The organism is Nostoc sp. UHCC 0302, from assembly GCF_038096175.1.
GTDB lineage: Bacteria > Cyanobacteriota > Cyanobacteriia > Cyanobacteriales > Nostocaceae > UHCC-0302.
The window spans coordinates 7,607,195-7,628,430 of record NZ_CP151099.1 but is presented as its reverse complement, the minus strand read 5'-3'; the positions used below and the strand labels follow the sequence as shown (position 1 = coordinate 7,628,430).

The 21,236-nt window shown below is 43.0% G+C and carries 17 protein-coding genes; 5 read left to right on the top strand and 12 right to left on the bottom strand.

Annotated features, from left to right (window positions below; genetic code table 11):
* Positions 1–289: 289 nt before the first annotated feature.
* The 6 genes from secA to WKK05_RS33015 form a co-directional block, all read right to left on the bottom strand.
* Complete coding sequence (gene secA / locus WKK05_RS33040) at positions 290–3,085, bottom strand: preprotein translocase subunit SecA (RefSeq protein WP_341527201.1); 2,796 nt, start codon at positions 3,083–3,085, stop codon at positions 290–292.
* 352 nt (positions 3,086–3,437) lie between these two features.
* Positions 3,438–4,019: a cytochrome C gene (locus WKK05_RS33035; protein ID WP_341527200.1), complete on the bottom strand. Its 582-nt coding sequence runs from the start codon at positions 4,017–4,019 to the stop codon at positions 3,438–3,440.
* A 117-nt stretch (positions 4,020–4,136) separates the two neighbouring features.
* Entirely contained in the window at positions 4,137–4,499 is a 363-nt protein-coding gene (locus WKK05_RS33030; protein ID WP_341527199.1) for a type II toxin-antitoxin system RelE/ParE family toxin, read from the bottom strand.
* On the bottom strand, positions 4,489–4,746 hold the full coding sequence (locus WKK05_RS33025) for a hypothetical protein (RefSeq protein ID WP_341527198.1): 258 nt from the start codon (positions 4,744–4,746) through the stop codon (positions 4,489–4,491). Before WKK05_RS33025 ends, WKK05_RS33030 begins: the two co-directional genes overlap by 11 nt.
* Before the next feature lie 86 nt (positions 4,747–4,832).
* Positions 4,833–5,741 carry a MoxR family ATPase gene (locus tag WKK05_RS33020; RefSeq protein WP_341527197.1) on the bottom strand — a complete coding sequence of 303 codons (909 nt, stop codon included), beginning with the start codon at positions 5,739–5,741 and terminating at the stop codon, positions 4,833–4,835.
* A gap of 81 nt (positions 5,742–5,822) precedes the next feature.
* Entirely contained in the window at positions 5,823–6,962 is a 1,140-nt protein-coding gene (locus WKK05_RS33015) for a bifunctional riboflavin kinase/FAD synthetase (protein WP_341527196.1), read from the bottom strand.
* A gap of 83 nt (positions 6,963–7,045) precedes the next feature.
* On the opposite strand from WKK05_RS33015, the gene WKK05_RS33010 reads away from it, so the two are divergent.
* A complete protein-coding gene (locus tag WKK05_RS33010; RefSeq protein WP_341527195.1) occupies positions 7,046–7,210 on the top strand; it encodes a hypothetical protein in 165 nt (54 codons plus the stop codon).
* Between the two features lie 225 nt (positions 7,211–7,435).
* Here the strand turns inward: WKK05_RS33010 and WKK05_RS33005 are convergent, their stop codons facing one another.
* Together WKK05_RS33005 and surE are read right to left on the bottom strand one after the other, a co-directional pair.
* Entirely contained in the window at positions 7,436–8,332 is an 897-nt protein-coding gene (locus tag WKK05_RS33005; RefSeq protein ID WP_341527194.1) for an MBL fold metallo-hydrolase, read from the bottom strand.
* A gap of 283 nt (positions 8,333–8,615) precedes the next feature.
* Positions 8,616–9,413, bottom strand: a complete 798-nt coding sequence (gene surE, locus WKK05_RS33000) for a 5'/3'-nucleotidase SurE (RefSeq protein ID WP_341531253.1) — start codon at positions 9,411–9,413, stop codon at positions 8,616–8,618.
* 256 nt (positions 9,414–9,669) lie between these two features.
* Here surE and pheS point away from each other — a divergent pair, with 256 nt between their 5' ends.
* The 3 genes from pheS (at position 9,670) to WKK05_RS32985 (ending at position 11,943) form a co-directional block, all read left to right on the top strand.
* Positions 9,670–10,662, top strand: a complete 993-nt coding sequence (gene pheS / locus WKK05_RS32995) for a phenylalanine--tRNA ligase subunit alpha (RefSeq protein ID WP_341527193.1) — start codon at positions 9,670–9,672, stop codon at positions 10,660–10,662.
* Positions 10,663–11,005: 343 nt separating this feature from the next.
* Positions 11,006–11,608 carry a Uma2 family endonuclease gene (locus tag WKK05_RS32990; RefSeq protein WP_341527192.1) on the top strand — a complete coding sequence of 201 codons (603 nt, stop codon included), beginning with the start codon at positions 11,006–11,008 and terminating at the stop codon, positions 11,606–11,608.
* Between the two features lie 29 nt (positions 11,609–11,637).
* Positions 11,638–11,943, top strand: a complete 306-nt coding sequence (locus tag WKK05_RS32985) for a DUF433 domain-containing protein (RefSeq protein ID WP_341527191.1) — start codon at positions 11,638–11,640, stop codon at positions 11,941–11,943.
* A 16-nt stretch (positions 11,944–11,959) separates the two neighbouring features.
* Here the strand turns inward: WKK05_RS32985 and WKK05_RS32980 are convergent, their stop codons facing one another.
* The gene (locus WKK05_RS32980; protein ID WP_341527190.1) at positions 11,960–13,846 is read right to left on the bottom strand and encodes a S9 family peptidase; all 1,887 of its coding nucleotides are present in this window, start codon (positions 13,844–13,846) and stop codon (positions 11,960–11,962) included.
* Positions 13,847–14,005: 159 nt separating this feature from the next.
* Positions 14,006–15,448 (bottom strand): ATP-dependent DNA helicase RecQ, encoded by a 1,443-nt coding sequence (locus WKK05_RS32975; protein ID WP_341527189.1) that lies wholly within the window; start codon positions 15,446–15,448, stop codon positions 14,006–14,008.
* Between the two features lie 397 nt (positions 15,449–15,845).
* On the opposite strand from WKK05_RS32975, the gene WKK05_RS32970 reads away from it, so the two are divergent.
* Positions 15,846–18,359 carry a HEAT repeat domain-containing protein gene (locus WKK05_RS32970; RefSeq protein WP_341527188.1) on the top strand — a complete coding sequence of 838 codons (2,514 nt, stop codon included), beginning with the start codon at positions 15,846–15,848 and terminating at the stop codon, positions 18,357–18,359.
* Positions 18,360–18,393: 34 nt separating this feature from the next.
* Here WKK05_RS32970 and WKK05_RS32965 read toward each other — a convergent pair whose 3' ends face one another.
* Together WKK05_RS32965 and WKK05_RS32960 are read right to left on the bottom strand one after the other, a co-directional pair.
* Positions 18,394–19,074 carry a SnoaL-like polyketide cyclase gene (locus WKK05_RS32965; RefSeq protein ID WP_341527187.1) on the bottom strand — a complete coding sequence of 227 codons (681 nt, stop codon included), beginning with the start codon at positions 19,072–19,074 and terminating at the stop codon, positions 18,394–18,396.
* Between the two features lie 467 nt (positions 19,075–19,541).
* The gene (locus WKK05_RS32960) at positions 19,542–21,155 is read right to left on the bottom strand and encodes a 2-isopropylmalate synthase (protein ID WP_341527186.1); all 1,614 of its coding nucleotides are present in this window, start codon (positions 21,153–21,155) and stop codon (positions 19,542–19,544) included.
* Positions 21,156–21,236: the final 81 nt, after the last annotated feature.

The following is a 21,236-nucleotide window of genomic DNA, read 5'->3' as shown; positions in this document are numbered from 1 at the left end:
TGACGGCATCATTAATTCAGAATCTTGATCGGGCTTTACTTCATAATATTAGCTGGCAAACTTATCAATCTCTACACCGATAGATAGCTAAAAATGGGTAAAAGTTTTTTATAAACAACCTTTACCCATTTAAATTTCTAACTATGTTTATCTAACAACTAAGGCTATATAGCAGTTCTAAATCATTCGTGAAAATTTGAGGTTGTTGTAATCCTCCTGTAGTCCCTCCTTGCCAAGGAGGGGACAGCGTTAGCTGGGGGTGAATTTTCTTACAACTCATTTAGGATTGCTATACTACCTCAGATGATGCTTGAACTACTGGCTGCGGTTGAGGCTGGAACATGAACAATGAGTAGACCACATCTCGGCGGATGTTAACCATCATATCCAAGAAGAGTTCGTAACCCTCGCTCTTGTATTCAATCAGCGGGTCTTTTTGACCGTAACCACGCAATCCTACAGATTCACGTAAGGCATCCATTTGTTGTAGGTGTTCCCGCCACAGAGTGTCAATCCGTTGCAAGATAAAGAAGCGTTCAGCTTGGCGCATCAATCCAGGTTGAACTTGGTCAATTTGTGCTTCTTTAAGGTCGTAAGCAATTCGCACTTGTTCGTGGAGGAAGGCTTTGATCTCTGTAACAGACATATCCTCTAATTGATTTGGCTGCAAGTCTGCTAGCAGATAGACAAATTCTTTGACTTTCTCAACCAACTTTTCTAACTCCCACTCTTCTGAGGGCAAGTCTATGTTGATGTAATAGTCAACGATGTCATCCATCGTTTTTTCAGCGTACTTGATTACTTGTTCTTTCAGGTCTTGACCTTCCAGTACCCGACGGCGTTCGGCGTAGATAGCGCGACGTTGGTTGTTCATTACCTCGTCGTACTCAAACACCTGCTTACGAATGTCGTAGTAATAGGTTTCAACTTTTTTCTGTGCGCCTTCTAAACTGCGGGTGAGCATCCCGGATTCGATGGGCATATCTTCCTCAACTTGGAAGGCATTCATTAACCCAGCAACGCGATCGCCCCCAAATATTCGTAGCAAGTTATCCTCTAAACTCAGGAAGAATCTCGTTGTTCCTGGGTCGCCTTGTCTTCCTGCACGTCCACGCAATTGGTTATCAATGCGTCGCGATTCGTGGCGTTCTGTACCAATTACGTGCAAGCCGCCAATTTCCACTACTTCATTGTGTTCGCGGGTAGTGAATTGTTCGTATTCTTGCTTAACGCGGTTGTAAGCTTCCCGTAATTTCTGGATCACAGGATCATCAATCGGAGCTTTTTCTGCGGCTACAGCGACCTTTTCTTCTGCTTCCAATTCCGGTAAACTGCGTTCGCCATACTCACGTACAGCAATTTCTACTGCTTCTTTAAGCAATTGTTCTGTTTCTTTTGTCAACTGGGTGGGGAAAATTTCTGGTGAAGCCCGCCAAGTTTTGACTTTTTTACCTGGGACAAAACCTTGACCACCACCGTGTCCTGCTGCTGGTAAACCAGCAGGTCTTTGCACGCCAAATACATCTTCATCTTCTGGCATGACAATCCGCGGCATAAAGTATTCCCGCAGCTTTAGACGTGCCATGTATTCGGAGTTACCACCCAAAATAATGTCTGTACCTCTACCAGCCATGTTAGTAGCAATGGTAACAGCACCTTTTCGCCCTGCTTGAGCTACGATTTCCGCTTCACGTTCAACGTTTTCTGGCCTAGCGTTGAGTAATTCGTGAGGAATTTCTAGTTGCTTGAGTAGTCTGCTGAGAAGTTCGGATTTTTCAACACTGGTGGTTCCTACTAATACAGGTCTACCGAGTTGGTGCATTTCAGCACATTCTCTGGCGATCGCTCCCCACTTTCCTGCTTCCGTTTTAAAGACCATATCAGATAAGTCTTCACGTCGGCGATCGCGGTTAGTAGGAATTACCGCTACTTCCAGTTTGTAAATTTTTTCAAATTCTGGTTCTTCTGTCTTGGCTGTTCCAGTCATTCCACCCAATTTGGGATACAGCAAGAACAGGTTTTGATAGGTGATCGTCGCCAAAGTTTGAGTTTCTGGCTGAATTTCTACGTGTTCTTTGGCTTCAATCGCTTGGTGCAGTCCATCACTCCAGCGCCGTCCAGGTAGCACCCGTCCGGTAAATTCGTCTACGATTACTACTTCCCCATTACGGACGATATAGTTTACATCCTTGAGGAAAAGTTCTTTAGCTTTAATCGCATTGAAAACGAAGTGCGCCCAAGGGTCTTCGGGGTCAAATAAATCTGTTACTCCCAAAAGATTCTCGGCTTCTGCAAAACCTTCATCGGTCAATAGCACGTTACGAGCTTTTTCATCAACCTCATAATACTCATCTTTCTTAAGAGCCGATGCTATTTCAGAAGCTTGTAGGTATTTTTCTGTAGGTCTTTCCACCTGCCCTGAAATAATCAGGGGTGTCCGCGCTTCATCAATTAAAATTGAATCTACTTCATCAATTACACAGTAATTAAACGGGCGTTGCACTACATCTGCCATTGATGTTGCCATGTTATCCCGCAGGTAGTCAAAGCCTACCTCACTATTGGTAACATAGGTAATGTCACACTCATAGTTTCTCTGGCGTTCACTGGGAGTCATGCTTGCCTGGATTAACCCCACACTCAACCCTAGGAACCGATGCACCTGTCCCATCCATTCCGCGTCCCGACGAGCTAGATAATCGTTCACGGTAACGACGTGTACACCTTTCCCAGTGAGGGCATTCAAATAACTTGGCAAGGTGGCAACCAGAGTTTTACCCTCACCGGTTTTCATTTCGGCAATTTGCCCAGAGTGCAAAATGATACCGCCTAAGAGTTGAACATCAAAGTGCCGCAAGCCTAAGACTCGCCGTCCTGCTTCCCGGACAACAGCAAAGGCTTCTGGCAAAAGATTATCCAGAGTTTCACCTTTAGCAAGTCGTTGTTTAAATTCTGCGGTTTTACCTTTTAACTCCTCATCGGAAAGAGCTTTAGTTTCTTCCTCTAAAAGGTTAATTTCAGTAACGTCAGGTTGGTATTTTTTAAGCTTACGAGCGTTGGGATCGCCCAACAATAATTTTAGCATGGCAGGTTATGGAACTGAATCAAAGGGATAGGGATAAAGGCGTGGCATTGATTATAAACACTTAACCCAACCATCTTGGTTGTGGATGGGTGTGAAATGAAAATTTACTCAAAAATCAGACTGAAACCAATGAATTAGTTTGCTAAACAATTGGTTTTTACTTATATCTTATATTTAGACTCTCTTCATAGTATCATTTTGCCTTCAGCTGGGCGCAGAGAAGCCCACCCATGCTGAAGTAGCGATCGCCGCAACAGAGAAGGGGGGAGGGGGAGAGGGGGGGAGTGGGGAAGTAAATGCACATAACCACTCTTCTGCCCCTTGTCCCCCCTCCCCTATTCTCTCTTTACTCTTATTCTCTCTCTGCTTCTGGGCTAAGGCGGCGGAAATTATAATCGCTTGCGCTAGGATGACAACTGACACAGCTACCAATCTGAACAGGACGTGGTAGATTCACTCCTGGATGCAAAGCTTTAAAATAACGTGAATCTTTGAGGCGATAGGGCGTTTCTTCCTCTTGTAATTGTGTACGCGAGAAAGTCGAAAGATATTTCCATACCAAAATACGGGGCGGATCTACTAAAGGCTTGAGTTGTACGCCGTAGTGTTGCGGGTCTTCTAGGAGATTTTTCCAAGTTTGGGTGGGTAAAACAGCTGGTGGTAAGGCAATGTGACAAGTGGAGCAGTTTTCTACATACAGTTCTTGCCCCAACTGGAACTGTGCAGGTACTACGTCAACCGTGCTAACTTCGGGAGTGAGAGTAGGACTTTGGGCGTTAGTTGCTGAGGAGAGAAGACAGCCCATAGCTAGACTCCAAGCTAAAATTATTATAATTAAACCGAATGATTGGCTTTTGCTGCTTCGCCGTAGCGCTTGGCGATAAGGTGGAAGCTTTTCGCGATCGCGGAATTTACGTTTAATAGTATTTAACATTCCTCACATTCCCAAATACTTAGATGTGGCGCTTGTGCTAATAATAAGACTTATGCAGCATTTGCGATGTTGCGGAATCAGTATAAGTATTTTAAAAGATATAGTTTACTAGCAGTTTTAACCTTCTTCGCCATAAAAATCAGCCACGATATTGCGGATTTCATTTACACCAATATCTTCTCTGTCAGACTTGGAATAAATTGTCAGTAGCAAAATACTTGTAGGCAACTCAAGTAAATAAATTAATCGATATCCAGCACTCTTACCTTTTTGGATATTACTGTTGCGAACCCTCAGTTTATAAACAACATACTCCTCACTAATGCCAGCAATTCTATCTCCTATGACATTTCCTTGTTGTAATTGCTCAATAATTGGTTGAATATCAGAGCGAATATTGCGAAATCTCTTTGAGAGTCGGTAAACTTCCTCCTCAAACTCATAGGAGAATCGAATTGAAACGGTATTATCACTCTGCATCAATCCTGTCCCATAGCTCACTAATTGGTCTAGTTTGACCTGTTTTTGCTTGGTGCAAAGCTCTCCTCAAGCTGGCTTTAATCTCCTCAACAGGTGTATCATCAGGGTCATCCTCTTCTGCTTCTGCCTGTTCTGGAACCAACACAATCACCCTGACTCGATGCGGATAAGTCGTACCCTGAATCGGCTCATCTAGAACTAAGTTTCCTTGAGAGTCAATCCTGCCAGTAACTTCGATCGCTTTCATGATCTACCCACCTCTGTTTGTTGCAGATCCTAACACGCTCGAATCCAAGCAGGACAAGGAAAATTCGGATGATATCAAGCTTTAACTTAAGGAATGGGAAGCGATCGCAATAATCGCTCAACAACACTTCTAGCACTGCGCCCTCCCCTTGGAATAAGTCTGTGGCAAAGAACGTGAGGAGCAAGAAATTTCACATCATCAGGAATTGCATAATCACGTCCTAAGAGAAAAGCTAGTGCTTGGGTAGCCCGTTGCAATGATACTGTGCCGCGTGGACTGACCCCAAGAGCGATTTCTTCATCCTGTCGTGTCGCTCGCACTAATTCAAGGATGTACTGTTGCAAGGAAGTTTCCACTCTTACTTGAGAGCAGAGGTATCGCAATTCTTGCACTTGTGCCAAGGTAATACAAGGCTGTAAATCAGCCACTTTAACAGCATTTTGGAGGCTTTGCAGCATCTGGAGTTCTTCTGCCTCGGAAGGATAACCTAAACTCAACGACAACATGAAGCGATCCATTTGTGCTTCTGGTAGGGGAAAAGTACCTTGATACTCGATGGGATTTTGAGTAGCAATCACAAAGAAAGGCTGAGGAACTGGACGAGACACACCATCGACTGTTACCTGATGTTCTTCCATAACTTCTAGCAAAGCTGACTGAGTGCGGGGTGTAGCACGGTTAATTTCGTCTGCTAGCAGCACATTGGTAAATATTGGCCCAGGAAGAAAACTAAATTCGCCGCTTTTTGGGTTCCAAATATTAGTGCCAGTGATATCAGTTGGTAATAAATCAGGGGTGCATTGTAATCTTTGAAACTTGCCATCCAAAGAACGAGCTAGGGATTTAGCAAGCAGGGTTTTGCCAACGCCAGGGACATCTTCTAAGAGGGCATGACCACCACCTAATAAGGCAACTAGCACTAAGCGTATCGCTTCAGTTTTGCCAACGATTGTAAGAGCCAGATTTTGCGTTAAAGCGTCAATTTTTTCTCTCATACAGTGTGGGGAATGGGGAGTAGGGAATAAGGAGTGGGGAGTGGGAAAGATTTTTTCAATACCCCATGCCCCATGCCCTATCTATTGTTCCCACTCAGCACTCAAAACTTCTCTAGCAGCAATGCAGTCAAGTTGAATTTGTGTTTTCAGGGCTTCTAGAGAAGGAAATTTTTGTTCGGGGCGCAAAAATTTTACTAGTTGCACAGCTAGCTTTTTGCCATATAAATCACCAGACCAATCGAACAAATGTACTTCCGCAGATGAATAAGTACCATTGACAGTTGGGCGGTTGCCGATATTCATGACGCCTAAGCTCTCGATAGGAGAAGTATTTGACGTTTCGTTGAGAGTAAAAACGCGGACAGCATAAACTCCTTGGCGGGGCAAAAACTTTTCTTTTGGTAGTTGCAAGTTAGCCGTGGGAAAGCCAATAGTTCTACCCAGTTGTTGACCTTGAACAACAACACCAATGAGGGTATAAGGGCGTCCTAGTAGTAAATTGGCGTTTTCGATGTCACCGGTTTCAAGAGTTTGACGGATAAGTGAAGTGCTAATACGTGCTAGGTGACTTGGAGCAACGCAATCACCACCGTTTTCTGGAGGCAAGTTGCCTGTATAAGTTTGTAAGGGAACGATGGTGACAGGAATATTGTAATTGGCGGCTAGTAATTGCAAATCTTTAGCAGTACCGCTGCGCTTGTCGCCAAAACAAAAATCTTCCCCAATGCTAATTTGTTGGCATCGTAGTTGCTGCACGAGAATTTTTTCGACAAACTCTTCGGGAGTCAAAGCAGATAATTCTTTATCAAAAGGTAGTAGTACTAGTTGTTCTACCCCAAGCGATCGCAATTGTTGGACTTTTTCATCCAGTGGCGTTAATAAAGTACGCGGTTGTCCTGTAAAAAACTCCTGTGGATGCGGATGAAAGGTGACAACTGTTGAGTATACACGTTCGTTGGGTGATCCTAGCGGTGAAGAAGAGGAGGAGACGTAAGGAGAAAGGGACACAGAGACATTTTCTCTCTCCCCCTCTCCCCCTCTCCCCCTCTCCCCCTCTCCTCCCTGTTGTCTCCTTGCTTGCTGCAAAACTGGTTGAATTACCCTTTGATGACCAAGATGGACACCATCAAATTTGCCAAGAGCAACAGCGGTTGGTGTTAGAGCCAGTTCGGTCGAAGAAGCAACCCACACAGAACACCCATTTTGAGACAAATTTAGCACGTGGATTCTGAGATTTTTAGGTTTATTTTAGCTATCAGCAGGAAGCTACCCCATAGCCAAACGCTTTAACTAGAACAGGCTTAATGGATGGTCGAGACCTCCAGTCACCTGTCCGTGAGATTTTACCTCATCAGCCAGGATGTTTATGCCATCCCTTTCTTTATAGCTATCAGCCAAAAGCCTACCCACAGGAAATCACCCAGGATGGGGTTTTATACTCTCAGCTTGACCACTATTTGCTGACTTGAGAGAAACGCACATACCAAAACCAAAAAGGCTTTAGTGCTGTACTGCGGCTGTAACGGAGATTTTACCCTACGCTCAGCCAGTAGAGAGGGCGCTTACACTGTGTTTCGTGAACCCATAAAGCGTATTCTCCAGTTGTTGCGATATACCCAAAAGGTAGCGCTTGCGCTGAAAAGCTCCTAATCTCCAATCTAATCTAAAATCTACAGTTGCTTCGAGTGCAGCCTTTAGATAGAAAATTTGCTAACAGGAAAAGATTCTGATAAAGAAACTGAAACAGGAACCTGGAGTGCCATCCCTTCCCGTGCCATAATCGCACCAGGAAATTTCACTGCTGCTTGTTCCCCTACACAATCCAAAAAATCGTCATTGTGAGCAGGGTCATGGTGATAAATTACCAAAGTTTTAACGTTAGCAGATTTTGCCACTTTCACTGCTTCTTGCCAAGTTGAATGCCCCCAACCAATTTTCGGGAATTTCGGGGAATGGTATTCTTCATCAGTATAAGTAGAATCATAAATCAAGATGTCGGCATTACGAGCTAGCCACAGAACATTGTCATCCAGTCGGTCGGGAAAATGTTCCGTATCAGTAATGTAGACAGCCGCACCGCCACGCCAGTTGACTCGGTATCCGACAGCTTCACCTGGATGATTTAAAGGTGCTGTTTCTACCGTAATCTCATCAATGTCTATTGCTTGCCCCGCTTGAACGTCGTGAAAATTTAAATTTGCTTGCATAATTTGCAAGGGTACGGGAAAATTCGGGTGGAGCATCTGGTCATTCAAGCGCTGTTCGATCGTGGAACCATCGGGGGCGATCGCACCATAGATATGAAAGTTATTCCCTTTCACAAATCCTGGAGTAAAGAAGGGAAAACCCTGCATATGATCCCAGTGGGAATGGGTGAAAAATATATGACCTTCTATCGGCATTTGGCGCAACAGAGATTGCCCCAAAACGTGTAATCCCGTACCACCATCGAAAATTAAGCGTTTACCGCCCACTTGCATCTCAACGCAAGGGGTATTACCGCCGTAACGAACAGTGTGTGGGCCTGGACTGGGGATGCTACCGCGAACGCCCCAAAATTGCACAATGAATTGATTCTCTATCCTAGACATGGGTGTTGCTTGCTGGACTGAGCGGGCGATCAAAAAATTGATACTTGTTTTGTCTAAGTTTATGCTGTCTTACTGCTTTTGGTAGAGGGCGATTTCTGGGTAAAACAGCATACCTTGTTTCTAGCTGGTCTAATAAACGTGGATAAGGTAGTTTAAAGCAGAGGTTTCTAGTTTTTAGCAGGTAATCTGTAGTAGTTATATCTCAAGTGTTACTACTTTATAGCCTAGATTTTCGTGTGATGCATTTAACTACACTTAAACTATTACCCTTAGATTAAATGATTCAGGGGAACTGGAATTTCCACTGAGATAATTTATCTAATCCAGCTGCGTAAGTGAGATTGTATTGCAATGGCGTTATGCTGATGTAATTTTTACGGATAACATCCACATCTAAGGGTATATTTTTAGCTAGATTTAAACCTTCTGGCGGTTCCACATCCTCGATCACTTCTCCTGTTAACCAGTAGTAGGTTTTCCCACGAGGATCGACTCGTTTATCGAACACATCAACATAATGCCTCAATCCCTGACGGGTAAGAGTGACCCCAGCTATTTCTTCCCACTCAACAGCAGGAATATTGACATTGAGTAACATCAAATCTGGTATTGGTTCTGCTGAGAGTTGCTCTACTAGAACTTTGGCAAAGCTAGCAGCAGGTTGAAAGTCTTTAGACGTGTGGCTGGTGAGACTCAGTGCTATACTAGGAACCCCTTCAATTAAACCTTCCATTGCCGCCGAAACAGTGCCGGAATAGAGAATTTCTGTTCCTAAGTTAGCACCTTGATTAATACCAGAGATAACCAAGTCAGGGGGCGACTCTAGCAAAGCCCACAGTGCAAGTTTTACGCAGTCTGAAGGAGTACCATCGCAAGCCCAAGCCTTGATAGTGGGATGAAACAGTGATTCAACAATTTCAGCACGAATCGGTTGGTGTAGGGTTAATCCATGACCGGTAGCCGAACGCTCCCGATCAGGGCAAACTACAGTAACTTCATGACCAGCTTCTGCCAGGGTATTAGCTAAAACGCGAATACCCAAGGCAGAAATACCGTCATCATTGCTAATTAGTAATTTCATAGTCATTGGTCATTGGTCATTGGTCATTGGTCACTTGTCATTTGTTATTTGTTATTATTCATTTGTCAATGTCAAAGGTCACAAATTTAGAACAAAAAACATACATACATCCAATTAACTCTAAACTGGTAAACAGAAGTTGAGCTTCGGCCCTTACCTTTGATTTCAGTAATTGCACAATGCTCAGGTGATTTGTTGAGCAGTCTTAAGCTTTGGACTATAGACTAATGACTAATGACTAATGACTAATTAACTAATGACTAGCAATTTAGAGGCTCAACTTTTAGCACTGCGGCAGGAAGGAGAAAAAGCGATCGCCGCCGCCGATACTTTAGAACGCCTAGAGGAACTCAGAGTTAGCTATCTGGGTAAAAAGGGGCAACTGGGGGCATTGTTGCGAAGTATGGGGCAAATGAGTGCAGAGGAACGACCGAAAATTGGGGCGATCGCCAATACAGTCAAAGAGTCACTGCAAACTAGTTTAGACCAGCAACGTGCTGCCTTAGAAGCCGCACAAATCGAGGCACAGCTAGATGCTGAAACTCTAGATGTGACTATGCCAGGAATTTACCGCCCCCAAGGTCGCATTCATCCCCTTAATGGTATTTTTGATCGGGCGCTAGATATTTTTGTCGGTATGGGCTACACAGTGGCTCAAGGGCCTGAAATGGAAACAGATTATTATAATTTTGAGGCTCTCAATACTCCGCCTGACCACCCCGCCCGTGATATGCAGGATACTTTCTACCTGCCAGATGGAAATCTTTTACGGACTCATACCTCGTCAGTACAAATTCGTTACATGGAAAGAGAAGAACCACCCATCAGAGTTGTGGCTCCAGGGCGAGTTTATCGGCGAGATAATGTAGATGCGACTCACTCAGCAGTTTTCCATCAAATTGAACTTTTAGCAATCGATGAGGGATTAACCTTTACAGACCTTAAAGGCACAATCAAAGTATTTCTACAAGCAATGTTTGGCGACTTACCAATTCGCTTCCGCGCCAGTTATTTCCCGTTTACTGAACCTTCGGCTGAGGTAGATTTGCAGTGGAATGGTCGCTGGCTGGAGGTGATGGGCTGCGGGATGGTCGATCCAAATGTACTTAAGTCTGTGGGTTATGATCCAGAAGTTTATACAGGATTTGCTGCGGGTTTTGGTGTAGAACGCTTTGCAATGGTATTACATCAAATAGATGATATTCGTCGCTTGTATGCTAGTGATTTGCGATTTTTGCAACAATTTTAGGTAATTTTAAGAAGAATTCAGGAGTTAGAATTCAGAATCAATGAGTGGGGAATTCAGCAAAATAGATTTTAACTGAGTGAATGCAATAGAGCGATCGCCCATTCTCCTGAAGCTAAAGGAACTGAGAATTTTATGCGATCGCTTTATTGTAAACCCCAAATTTACAATTACCCATTTTTTCTAGGATCTCCCATCCTGTTAGAGATTGTTTTATTCAAAAGTGATCGCTCAACTTTTGTGAATGAGGTAGTAAAAAAATTGAGTTTATTACTTTTATAAGTAAACGAGATTTTACGAGAATGAATTTGGTAATCTATCAATATGTGACTCTCGTTGAAGCGATATGACTGCAATCACTGGCAAACGTCTGACGCTTGAGGAATATTTGAAGCATGACTATTGTACTGATTGCCAGTACGAACTGGTGGCAGGGGAGTTAGTTGAAATGCCGCCTGAAAGTCCAAAAAATGTTCAGATATCTCTCTTTTTACTAGTAAATTTCCTCAAGTTTGTCCCAATCAATCGGTTGAGTAACAAAGTTGAAATTGTTGTTGCTGGTTCTCGTGCGACAACTCGCGTCCCTGACCTTGTTGTGCTGACAGATGAACTTGTAACAGCCTTACAAGGCGCAACGCGATCTACAATCACTTTGGATATGCCACCTCCAGTGTTGGTTATCGAAGTTGTTTCTCCTGGCAAAGCTAACGAAGACCGAGACTACCGCTACAAACGTTCTGAGTATGCTGCTAGGGGAATTGCTGAATATTGGATTGTTGATCCGCAAAGGAACAGAATTACTTTACTAACATTAGTTGATGGGTTTTATGAAGAAGCTGTCTTTGTAGGAAATACAATAATTGTTTCTTGTGTCTTTTCAGAATTAAAGCTGACCGCAGAACAAGTACTTAATGCCGGAGAAAGCAATGCGGGTGATATCATTTCTTAATTTAAATCTAAAAGCTAGATAGAGGAAGTATGTTTGCTGAAACCTCCTCGCGTTACGTTACCCGTAACCCTGAAATTTTAAGTGGAGAGCCAATTATTATAGGTACTCGGATATCTGTTCGTGCCATTGTCGGTTTGTGGCGATTGGGGATTATACCAGAAGAAATCCTGAACCATTTACCACATCTGACTATGGTACAAGTGTTTGATGCCTTGAGTTTTTATCTCGATCATCAGGCAGAGATTAATGAATACATTGAGCGAAACCAAGTACCTGATGAATTAATACATCCATCTGTAATTAAAAATATTCAGGTGGTTAGTGAATTACACTAACCACCTTTTTGAAACTTTATTTAACTATTCCTGAATGACCAGGGATATCTGCCAAAGGTTCAAATCTGCCGCCTAAGTATTTGGCGAGAAACTCTTCAGCGATCGCAAAAAAATGTAACCGATTTTCTGGTCTAGCAAAACCATGTCCTTCATCGGGGTAAAGTACATATTGCACTGGTAAGCCAGCCTGCTGCATTGCGGTAACAATTTGGTCACTTTCTGATTGTTTTACTCTGGGGTCATTTGCGCCTTGACCGATGAGTAAAGGTTTTTGAATTCGGTCAACGAAAAATAAAGGCGATCGCGATTTCAAAAACTCTTCTTCTGTCTCTAAATTACCAACACGGTGATAAAGCATTGCCTTGAGTGGTTCCCAATAAGGCGGTATAGTTTCTATCAGAGTAATCAAGCTACTAGGCCCCACAATATCTACACCAGCAGCAAAAACTTTTGGTGTAAAAGTCAATCCCACCAAGGTTGCGTAACCGCCATAAGAACCGCCCATAATCGCAATCTTTTGCGGGTCAGAAATCCCTTGTTCTACTAACCAATTAACAGCATCAATCAAGTCATCGTGCATTTTGCCAGCCCATTCGCGGTTCCCAGCATTCACAAATGCTTTACCATAGCCAGTGGAACCCCGATAATTCACTTGCAGCACAGCATAACCCCGGTTAGCTAGCCATTGCGCTTCTGAATCTAAACCCCAAGTATCCCGCACCCAAGGGCCGCCGTGAACCAGTAGTATTGTTGGGAGATTTTCGCTAGGTATTCCTACAGGGGTTGTCAAATAACCGTGGATAATTAAACCATCCCGCGCTTCGTAAGAAATCGGTTGCATTGAAGCTAACTGCAACCCTTCTAGTTTGGGTTGGTTACTAAAGAGAAACGTGCTAGTTTTCGATTCTCGGTTGTAGGCATAGTAATAAACTGGAGCATCATCAGTGTTGTAAGCTACCAGCCAGGTTTTATCTTCCAAATCACGGCTAACTAAAAAGAACTCTCCTGAACGTACCTTAGCAAGTTCCTCAAAATCAGCTGCGATACTTTGGTCAATTACCTGCCATTCTTGTTTATCTTTGTAGAAAGAAACTGCTTGGATAACTCGCGTCACTGGCTGGAAAATTACCCCCACGACATCATACTGTTCATCTTCAGCGATGACGGTTTCTTGATGGGTTTCTAAGTCAACAGCTAGTAAACGCAGAGTGTTGGCGTCGTGATTGCCTTCAATATAAAGTGTTTTACCATCAGCCGAGAAGCTAACAGCGCTACCTTCTTCCTCTGACCCCCAATGGCGGAGAATTTCCCACTGTTGGTCTGGTGTTTTCAATAACAGGTCATAACCACCATCGGGGGTGCTAGCTGTGGCTGCACGTACTTGCAATTCGGCATCAGCTGTCCAACTGATAATATTGCCGGGATTGTCAGTATCGAACTCAACCGCGCCATTTTTTAAGTTGATGCGGTAAACGTCGAACTTTTGAGGATTATTTAAGTTCAATCCTACTAACAGTTGATCTGGATATTTAGGTTCTAGTCCGACTAATTCGGCTTTCACACCTTGGAATGGCGTTAGGTCACGCACAATCTTAGACTGAACATTAACTGAGTAGAGATGAAAGTTTTCGTCGCCGTCGGAGTCTTGCATATAAATCAACTCGTCGGCGTTATAAGTCCAGAAGAAAATGCGGACACCGCGTTTTTTATCCGCAGTTAGTATTTGATTGTCTTCTTCTCCCACTGTTTGCAACCACACTTGCAACACATTCTTTTCGTCTGGGGCGATATACGCCAAGTACTTGCCATCGGGTGATAGTTTTGGGCTAGTTTTTTCAGGATTCCCAAATAGAATTTCGCGCGGAATCAACGGTGGTAGTGCGGTTGCTTGTGCAGATGGCATATTTTCATCCTCTATTTGTCCTCCCTATTGTCACTTGAGTAGTGAAAGTGGTGATTCATCCTATTGGGGGATTGGGGATTGGGGATTGGGGACTAGGGATAATACAGGAAGGATGAGTCTTTAATACTCGTGCGAGAGTCTTTGATACTCGTTACAGATTTAGCGGCAATTGTCGCAGTGTCCACAACGCCAGTTAGCTGCTTCTTTGTCAAAACCAAAGGCATTTAACAAGAATTGCCAACGACACTGCTTGGTTGTCAAGTATTGATGCATTTGTTTGGCGGCGTGTAATTGCGTTGGTGATTGATTTCTTGGTTTTTGCTCAATACTGTAATGGAAAGGGTCAAGCCAATTTAGTTGACCGCTACTGTGGAGTAAAGCAAGCGCTGTAGCACCTTCGGGAAATTGTCGCGTCACTGCATTCACTTCTCCCTGTTTGGGTAGTTTTTTCACAAGTTGCTGCGCTGTTTGCTGTTGCGATCGCATTTTCTCCTGGAAAAACTGTTGTCTTTGCTTATCTTCAGAATCTAACCACCCCGTAGGTTCACTTACTAATGTCAGCGTCTCAGCTGGTTTTCCATCTCGTCCAGCGCGGCCAATTTCTTGCACATATTCAGACAGTAGGTGCGGTGCGTGAAAATGTATTACCCAACGGACATCTGATTTATTTATCCCCATGCCAAATGCACAGGTACAGACAACAAACGGCATTTTACCACTTAACCAACCAGCCTCTACTGCACGGCGTTCTGTTGCACCCAGCCCTGCATGATAACTAGCTGTGGCATAACCTATCTCTGCTAACCATGCAGCTAAATCTTCGCTATCGCGTCGAGTGCGAACGTAAATTAATCCAGATTGTTGTGGTCTGTTTTGAATGAATTTTAATAATTGCTGTTTCCTTCCTCGTGGCGTCCAAGCTATGCGGACGCTGGGATGCAAATTTGGACGGTAGGGATTCAAGCGAAAAATCTCTGGTTGCTGTAATTGTAAAACTGTTTGAATGATTTTTTGAGCTGATGGATCAGCGGTAGCAGTGAAAGCAGCAATGCTGATTTTTGTTCCTGGTGGTTTTGATGTGAGTAATGCTGGTCGCACTGCCCCCAGTCTGCGATAAGCTGGTCGAAATGTCTCTCCCCACTGCACTAAACAGTGTGCTTCATCCAAAATCAAAGCATTGATTTGCAATTGCGGATCAGTCAATCTTTCCCAAACTGGCGCACTCAACAAAGTTTCTGGCGATAAATAAAGTAATCTTAATTGTTGTTTTTCTAAAGCTTGCAGAGTTGCACGGCGTTGAGATGAAGATAATTCACTATGCAAAAGTGCAGCTTTTTGGTGGCTTTGTTGCAGTTCCTGTACTTGGTTTTCCATCAGTGCTACCAATGGTGAAACAACCAAAGTTAATCCTGTTTGTAGTAGTGCCGGCAGTTGAAAACAAATCGACTTTCCTCCACCTGTGGGCATGATAATCAGCACATCTTTTTGTGCTAATAAGCTGCTGACAATTTCTCCTTGTGGCGGACGAAAATCTTCATATCCCCAAATTTTTTGAAAGGCAGCGCGGACTTCTTGCCAAGATTTTGTTGTAGGCTGATGCATGAGCAGTGGTAGATAGGCGTGGTTTTGAATATAGGCGCTGTTACAAAACTAATGGTTCAGTAAATTTATCGGTTTCTGTTTTTGTGGTTCAAAATCTTTTACCACTAATACCAATCGTGTATGAAAATGGGTCAAACGATATGAGGAACGAACTGCAAAGAGCGCATACTCTACGGAGAAGCAAGCTACGCCTTGGTCTGTCTGCGACACGCTGCGCGAACGTAGAGAAGGACACAAAGAAACAAAGAAGGAAGAAGCCAAGAAAATTTGGTGCAGCCTCACAAAGAAATGGTGTGAGACACAAAGTTTTTTAAGACGAATGGTTATGAAGAGCGATCGCCTAGTTAACTAGTATAATCTTTAACCAAAGTAGAGCTACATTGACAGTCAGATTACAATGGGTATAGTTTCTCTGACTGGAGTTATTCATCGGATGATTCAATCCGATTCAATGACAAAGCACAGCAGGCAAATATTACTGGCTATGCTGAAGGTGTTTGTCTTATGCCTCACACTGTTTCTACTGTGGACAAACAACAGTTGGGCGCAAATTATCACCGACAGCAAAATTGCTCCTCTGATTGAGAAGCTGATAGATAATGATGCTCACATCAGTAGCATTGCAGCCGATACATTAGTTAATATCGGTTCCCCAGCAGTGCCATCTTTGATTGAGGCTTTGAAAAATCAAGATCATAATCTTCGCTGGCACGCTGCCTCTGTGCTTGGGGATTTGGGTGCAGAAGCAGCACCAGCCGTTCCCGCATTAACTACGGCGTTGCAAGATGAAGATGGACAAGTCCGGCTGTACGCCACTCTAGCTTTAGGAAATATTGGTACACCAGCAAAAGCAGCAGTTCCATCGTTGATGGCGGCTTTGCAAGATAAAGAGCAATATGTCCGCATTTATGTCCCCTCTGCACTCAGGAAAATTGGTGCAGAGGCAAAAGTAGCTGTTCCAGTATTAACTGCTGCCTTGAAAGATAAGAACCCCAGAGTACGTTACAATGCTGCCTACACTCTAGGAGCAATGGGTACAGAAGCAGCGTCATCTGTCCCTGATTTAATTGCCCTGTTGAATGATAGCCAATCTTATGTGCGTTTAGGTGCTGTCAAAGGTCTGGGGGGAATAGCGGCGGGCTTTCAAGACTCAGCAAATGTTCTACCTAGCTCAAAGTTGAGAAAAGTAATATCAGACTTTGATCAGGTTTTAGCAAAAATACAAGAACACAAAGATAAATTCACTGAGACGGACATTCGGCGGATACGTCGCCCTCTGAATGCTTTGAAATCTGAAAAAGAAACTCGTTTATCTGAGAGAGTTTTGGAATGGCTGTTTCAGCACAAATTACTTTTGGGAATTGCTGCTTACCTGATTCTATTACCTTCTGTGTGGTTAATTCTTTTGCGAGTAGCTCCTTTATGGTTGTTAAAAATTAACAATGCTCTCAAACCCTATACAGATTTTTCTTTACCATTTGTCAGTATCAATGTACCTCTGCGCTACGTATTATTTGTTGGCTGGTTTCATTACCATCCCAGAGTACTAGATGCGTGGGTAGCTAAATATATCAAAGCCGCCCGCGAACAATTCCCCAAAAAGGATACAGTTAGCAGTCGCGCCAGTTACATCCCGATTCCTGTTGTTCTTGATGGCACAACAGTTCCCCAACTTTCCGCAGAGAATTTGCGGTCAACCTTTGATAAACAACGTAGCTGCTTGGTAATTGGCGGGGAAGGAGGTTTAGGCAAAACCAGTTTAGCCTGTCAGATAGCTGGGTGGGCAATGGCAGAGACTGAGGAGAAACGACTCTGCAAACATTTGATGTTACCAGTACTGCTAGAAGAGGAGTTTCGGGTAACTGAAGGTAAATCGCCGTTACTGGAAGCCATCAGAGGACAGTTACAAGCTTTAATTGATGAGCCAGAACCGATTTGTCAAGAATTACTATTACGTTTGTTAAGAAAGAGACGCATTTTGGTGATTGTAGACCGCTTCTCAGAGATGAATGCCAGTACACGGGAGGCAATTCAGCCTGAGTCGCCTGAGTTTCCAGTGAATGCATTGGTGATTACTTCCCGAATTGAAGAGAAACTGGGGCGTGTTAATAAAACAGTAATTAAACCTCTGCGAATTGAGCCGAATAAGCTATCGTCTTTTATGGAAGCTTATTTGATGTTAAGAGGTAAACGCGATCGCTTTACCGATCAAGAATTTTTTGACGCTTGTAACCGCCTTTCTTTGATGGTCGGTCAACATAATATCACTGTGCTACTAGCTAAACTTTACGCTGAACAGCTAGTAACAAGTAGAGATGTTACTGCATCTAATGTTTCTACACTGCCGGAAAATGTTCCTAATTTGATGCTGGGTTATCTTAATGAACTCAATCGCGATGTCACAGATGATCAGCTTGATGACCGTACTGTTCACCAAGATGCAAAAACCATAGCTTGGGAATGTTTGCAGCAAAGTTATCAACCAGGAACGGCAAAGCGTGCAGATGCTGTTGCTGCATTAGCGGCTTTGGGAACTGATGACGCGGAAGCACACCTCGATTATTTGGAAAATCGCCTGCACTTAATTCAAACTATCGGTTCTGCCAAAGACCGCATCCGTTTCTGTCTTGACCCTTTAGCTGAGTATCTTGCAGCTTGGTACTTGGTAGATTTGCATGGTAATAATGATGGCAAATGGCGATCGCTTTTTTTCAAAAAGGCAGACGATTTAGTGAAAACAGGCGCACAGGATACTATCAAAGGCTTTTTATTGGCAGTGCAAGATTGCTATTTATCTGAAATTCAAGGCAGCAAAGTAACAGATTTTGTTCCCCAGAAATTGAGTAAGCTGACAGGGGTTACACCTTCACTCAACATATCAGCTACTCCTATACAAACAGTAATACCTTAAATATTCTCTCTGAGAGTATTTCTGCTGTGAAAATTTATTGATTATTCTGATTTGCAGAATGAAAAGGACAACCACCAGCAGTTAATTTTTGGAGAAAAGTATTATTATCAAAATAATGCTCCAAAGACTCAATCTTCAAATCATCAGTTACACGAGCAATACTCACACCCACAATTTCTATTGTTTCTCCTGTGGGTGCATAGTCTTTATAGGAACCGTTAAACGTTCCCCAATGCCGCCACTTAAAAGTCACATTAGGCGGGCCTGAAACTACTTCTGTTAATTCCCAAAGAAAACCATTCTGGAAAGCATTATGAAAAAGTTGAAATGAAGATTCAAAGGTTTCTGCTTTAGAGCTATACTCTGCACTTTCACCGATAAATAGGTTATAAGTTCCTTGTTCTGCTACATCCTGAGCAGTGTATTGCTGTCCGCCATTGCTACTCATTTTAAATTTATCAGTAACAATAGAAAGCCACTGTTGAGGATTAGATTTATTAGAGGCTTCCATCTCAAAAGTGCGGACTAAATTTTGAGCGATCGCTTCTAAAGAACCTTCTGGATGCTGAAATTTACTCTCTTGGTGGAGAAATTGATTTGTGTAAGAATAATCTGGGCGTGTTCCTTCTCGCCATTCTACATCCTGATCATGAGCAATCACCGTATCTCTATCTTGTACCCACAGTGGCAATTCTGTAGTTTTCTCGTTACTCATTGGAGCTTACGTAAGATAACATCACTGTTCAGAATAAAATACTAGGTATATATAGGTAAATGAGAAGCTTTAAAAAGTAAAAAATATTCATAATCAACTTAACGGCTGCCATTCAACTTACTAGCCGTTCAGATAATTTTTAGGTGTTGCCAATTCAAAATATAAATTTGTTTCACGCAGAGGCGCAGAGGCACAGAGAATTAAGAGTTGAGAATACCTGATTGCAGTTCTAAATTATTTGTAAAAACCTCTCTTTATTATTCTCTCTGCGCCTCTGCGTGACAACGGAGGGAACCTCCGCAATGCGCTGGCTCCTTTGCGTGAGATGAATTCCTAGTGTTGACTGAACAAATGCCCAACTTTCAGTTGTTCTATCGCTTTGCAATTAACTCAAATGCATATTTGCTTTCGGGTGAGCAAACAGCCCACCCTATTAGGTTCAACTGCAAAACACAACAGAGGTATTCTTACACTTTCTGTGCAGTCTGTGCAGATACTTCCTCTGGCTTCGCTTGACTTTGCAATGCTGCATAGAGCCTATTAAGCGCATTAATATATGCTTGAGCAGATGCAACTATGATATCTGTGTTCGCCGCATGACCAGAATACACTCTAGATTCATGTCGTAAACGAATCGTTACTTCTCCAATCGCATCAATCCCTGCGGTTACTGACTGCACAGAAAACTCAATCAACTGGTTAGGCACGTTTACCACACGGTTAATTGCTTTGTAAACTGCATCTACAGGCCCTGTACCAATCGCCGCATCGGTTAATTCTTCACCTTCTGGGTTGCGGATGGTGACTGTAGCGGTGGGACGGGCGTTACTGCCACAGGATACTTGCACCAATTCTACACGGAATAAATCGGGTGCTTGTTGGATTTCGTCATTAATGATTGCTTCCAAATCCCAATCAGAGATTTCTTTCTTTTTATCTGCTACATCTTTGAATTTGATAAAGGCTTTGTTTAATTCTGTTTCTGATAGCTCAAAACCCAATTCTTTCAAGCGAGTGCGGAAAGCATTTCTGCCGGAATGTTTACCCAATACTATTTGATTGTCTGCCAAGCCAATCAATTGGGCATCCATTATTTCGTAGGTGAGCTTATTTTTTAGCACACCATCTTGATGAATCCCAGACTCATGAGCAAAGGCATTTGCCCCAACGATTGCTTTATTTGGTTGCACTAGCATTCCTGTCAAATTAGAAACTAGGCGCGAGGTTCTATAAATTTGTTTAGTATCAATATTTGTCAGGGATTCTTGAGAATCAGCTGGTTTTCCAAAATAAGGATTAAAGTACTGCCGCCGGACGTGTAGTGCCATCACTAATTCTTCAAGTGCAGCATTTCCTGCTCGTTCACCAATACCATTAATTGTACATTCTAGTTGCCGTGCGCCATTTTTCACGGCTTCTAAGAAGTTGGCAACTGCTAAACCTAAATCATTATGTCCGTGAACAGAAATAATTGCTTGGTCAATGTTGGGGACATTTTCTTTAATCCCTTTAATTATTGCCCCAAATTCACTAGGGGTAGTGTAACCTACAGTGTCAGGAATATTAACTGTAGTTGCTCCAGCTGCGATCGCCCGTTCTAATACTTGATAAAGAAACTCTGGATCGGAACGTCCGGCATCTTCTGGTGAAAATTCTACATCATCTGTGAAACTTTTAGCATAAGCGACCATTTCTTCTGCGATCGCTACTACTTCTGCTTTTGTCTTTTTCAACTTGTACTTAAGATGAATATCAGAAGTGGCAATAAAAGTATGAATTCTGCCATGAGCAGCTGGTTTAATAGCTTCTGCTGCCGTTTTTATATCATCGTGCCGCGCTCTTGCCAAACTACAAATTATTGGGCCATTTTCTGTGCCGACAATTTGGGCAATCTTGCTAACTGCTTCAAAATCTCCAGGACTGGCAAAAGCAAAGCCTGCTTCTATTATATCTACACCCAGGCGGGCCAATTGTCTAGCTATAACTAGCTTTTCATCTATATTTAAAGTTGCTCCTGGACACTGTTCTCCATCACGAAGTGTCGTATCAAAAATAAGGATTCGATCTGTTGTGCTTGCCATTTGCTGCTTGTTCTTTATATAGTTAATTTTGAGTTCAAATATCTTACAGCTTAGTTTTTCTTTTACTCTTAACTTAAATTT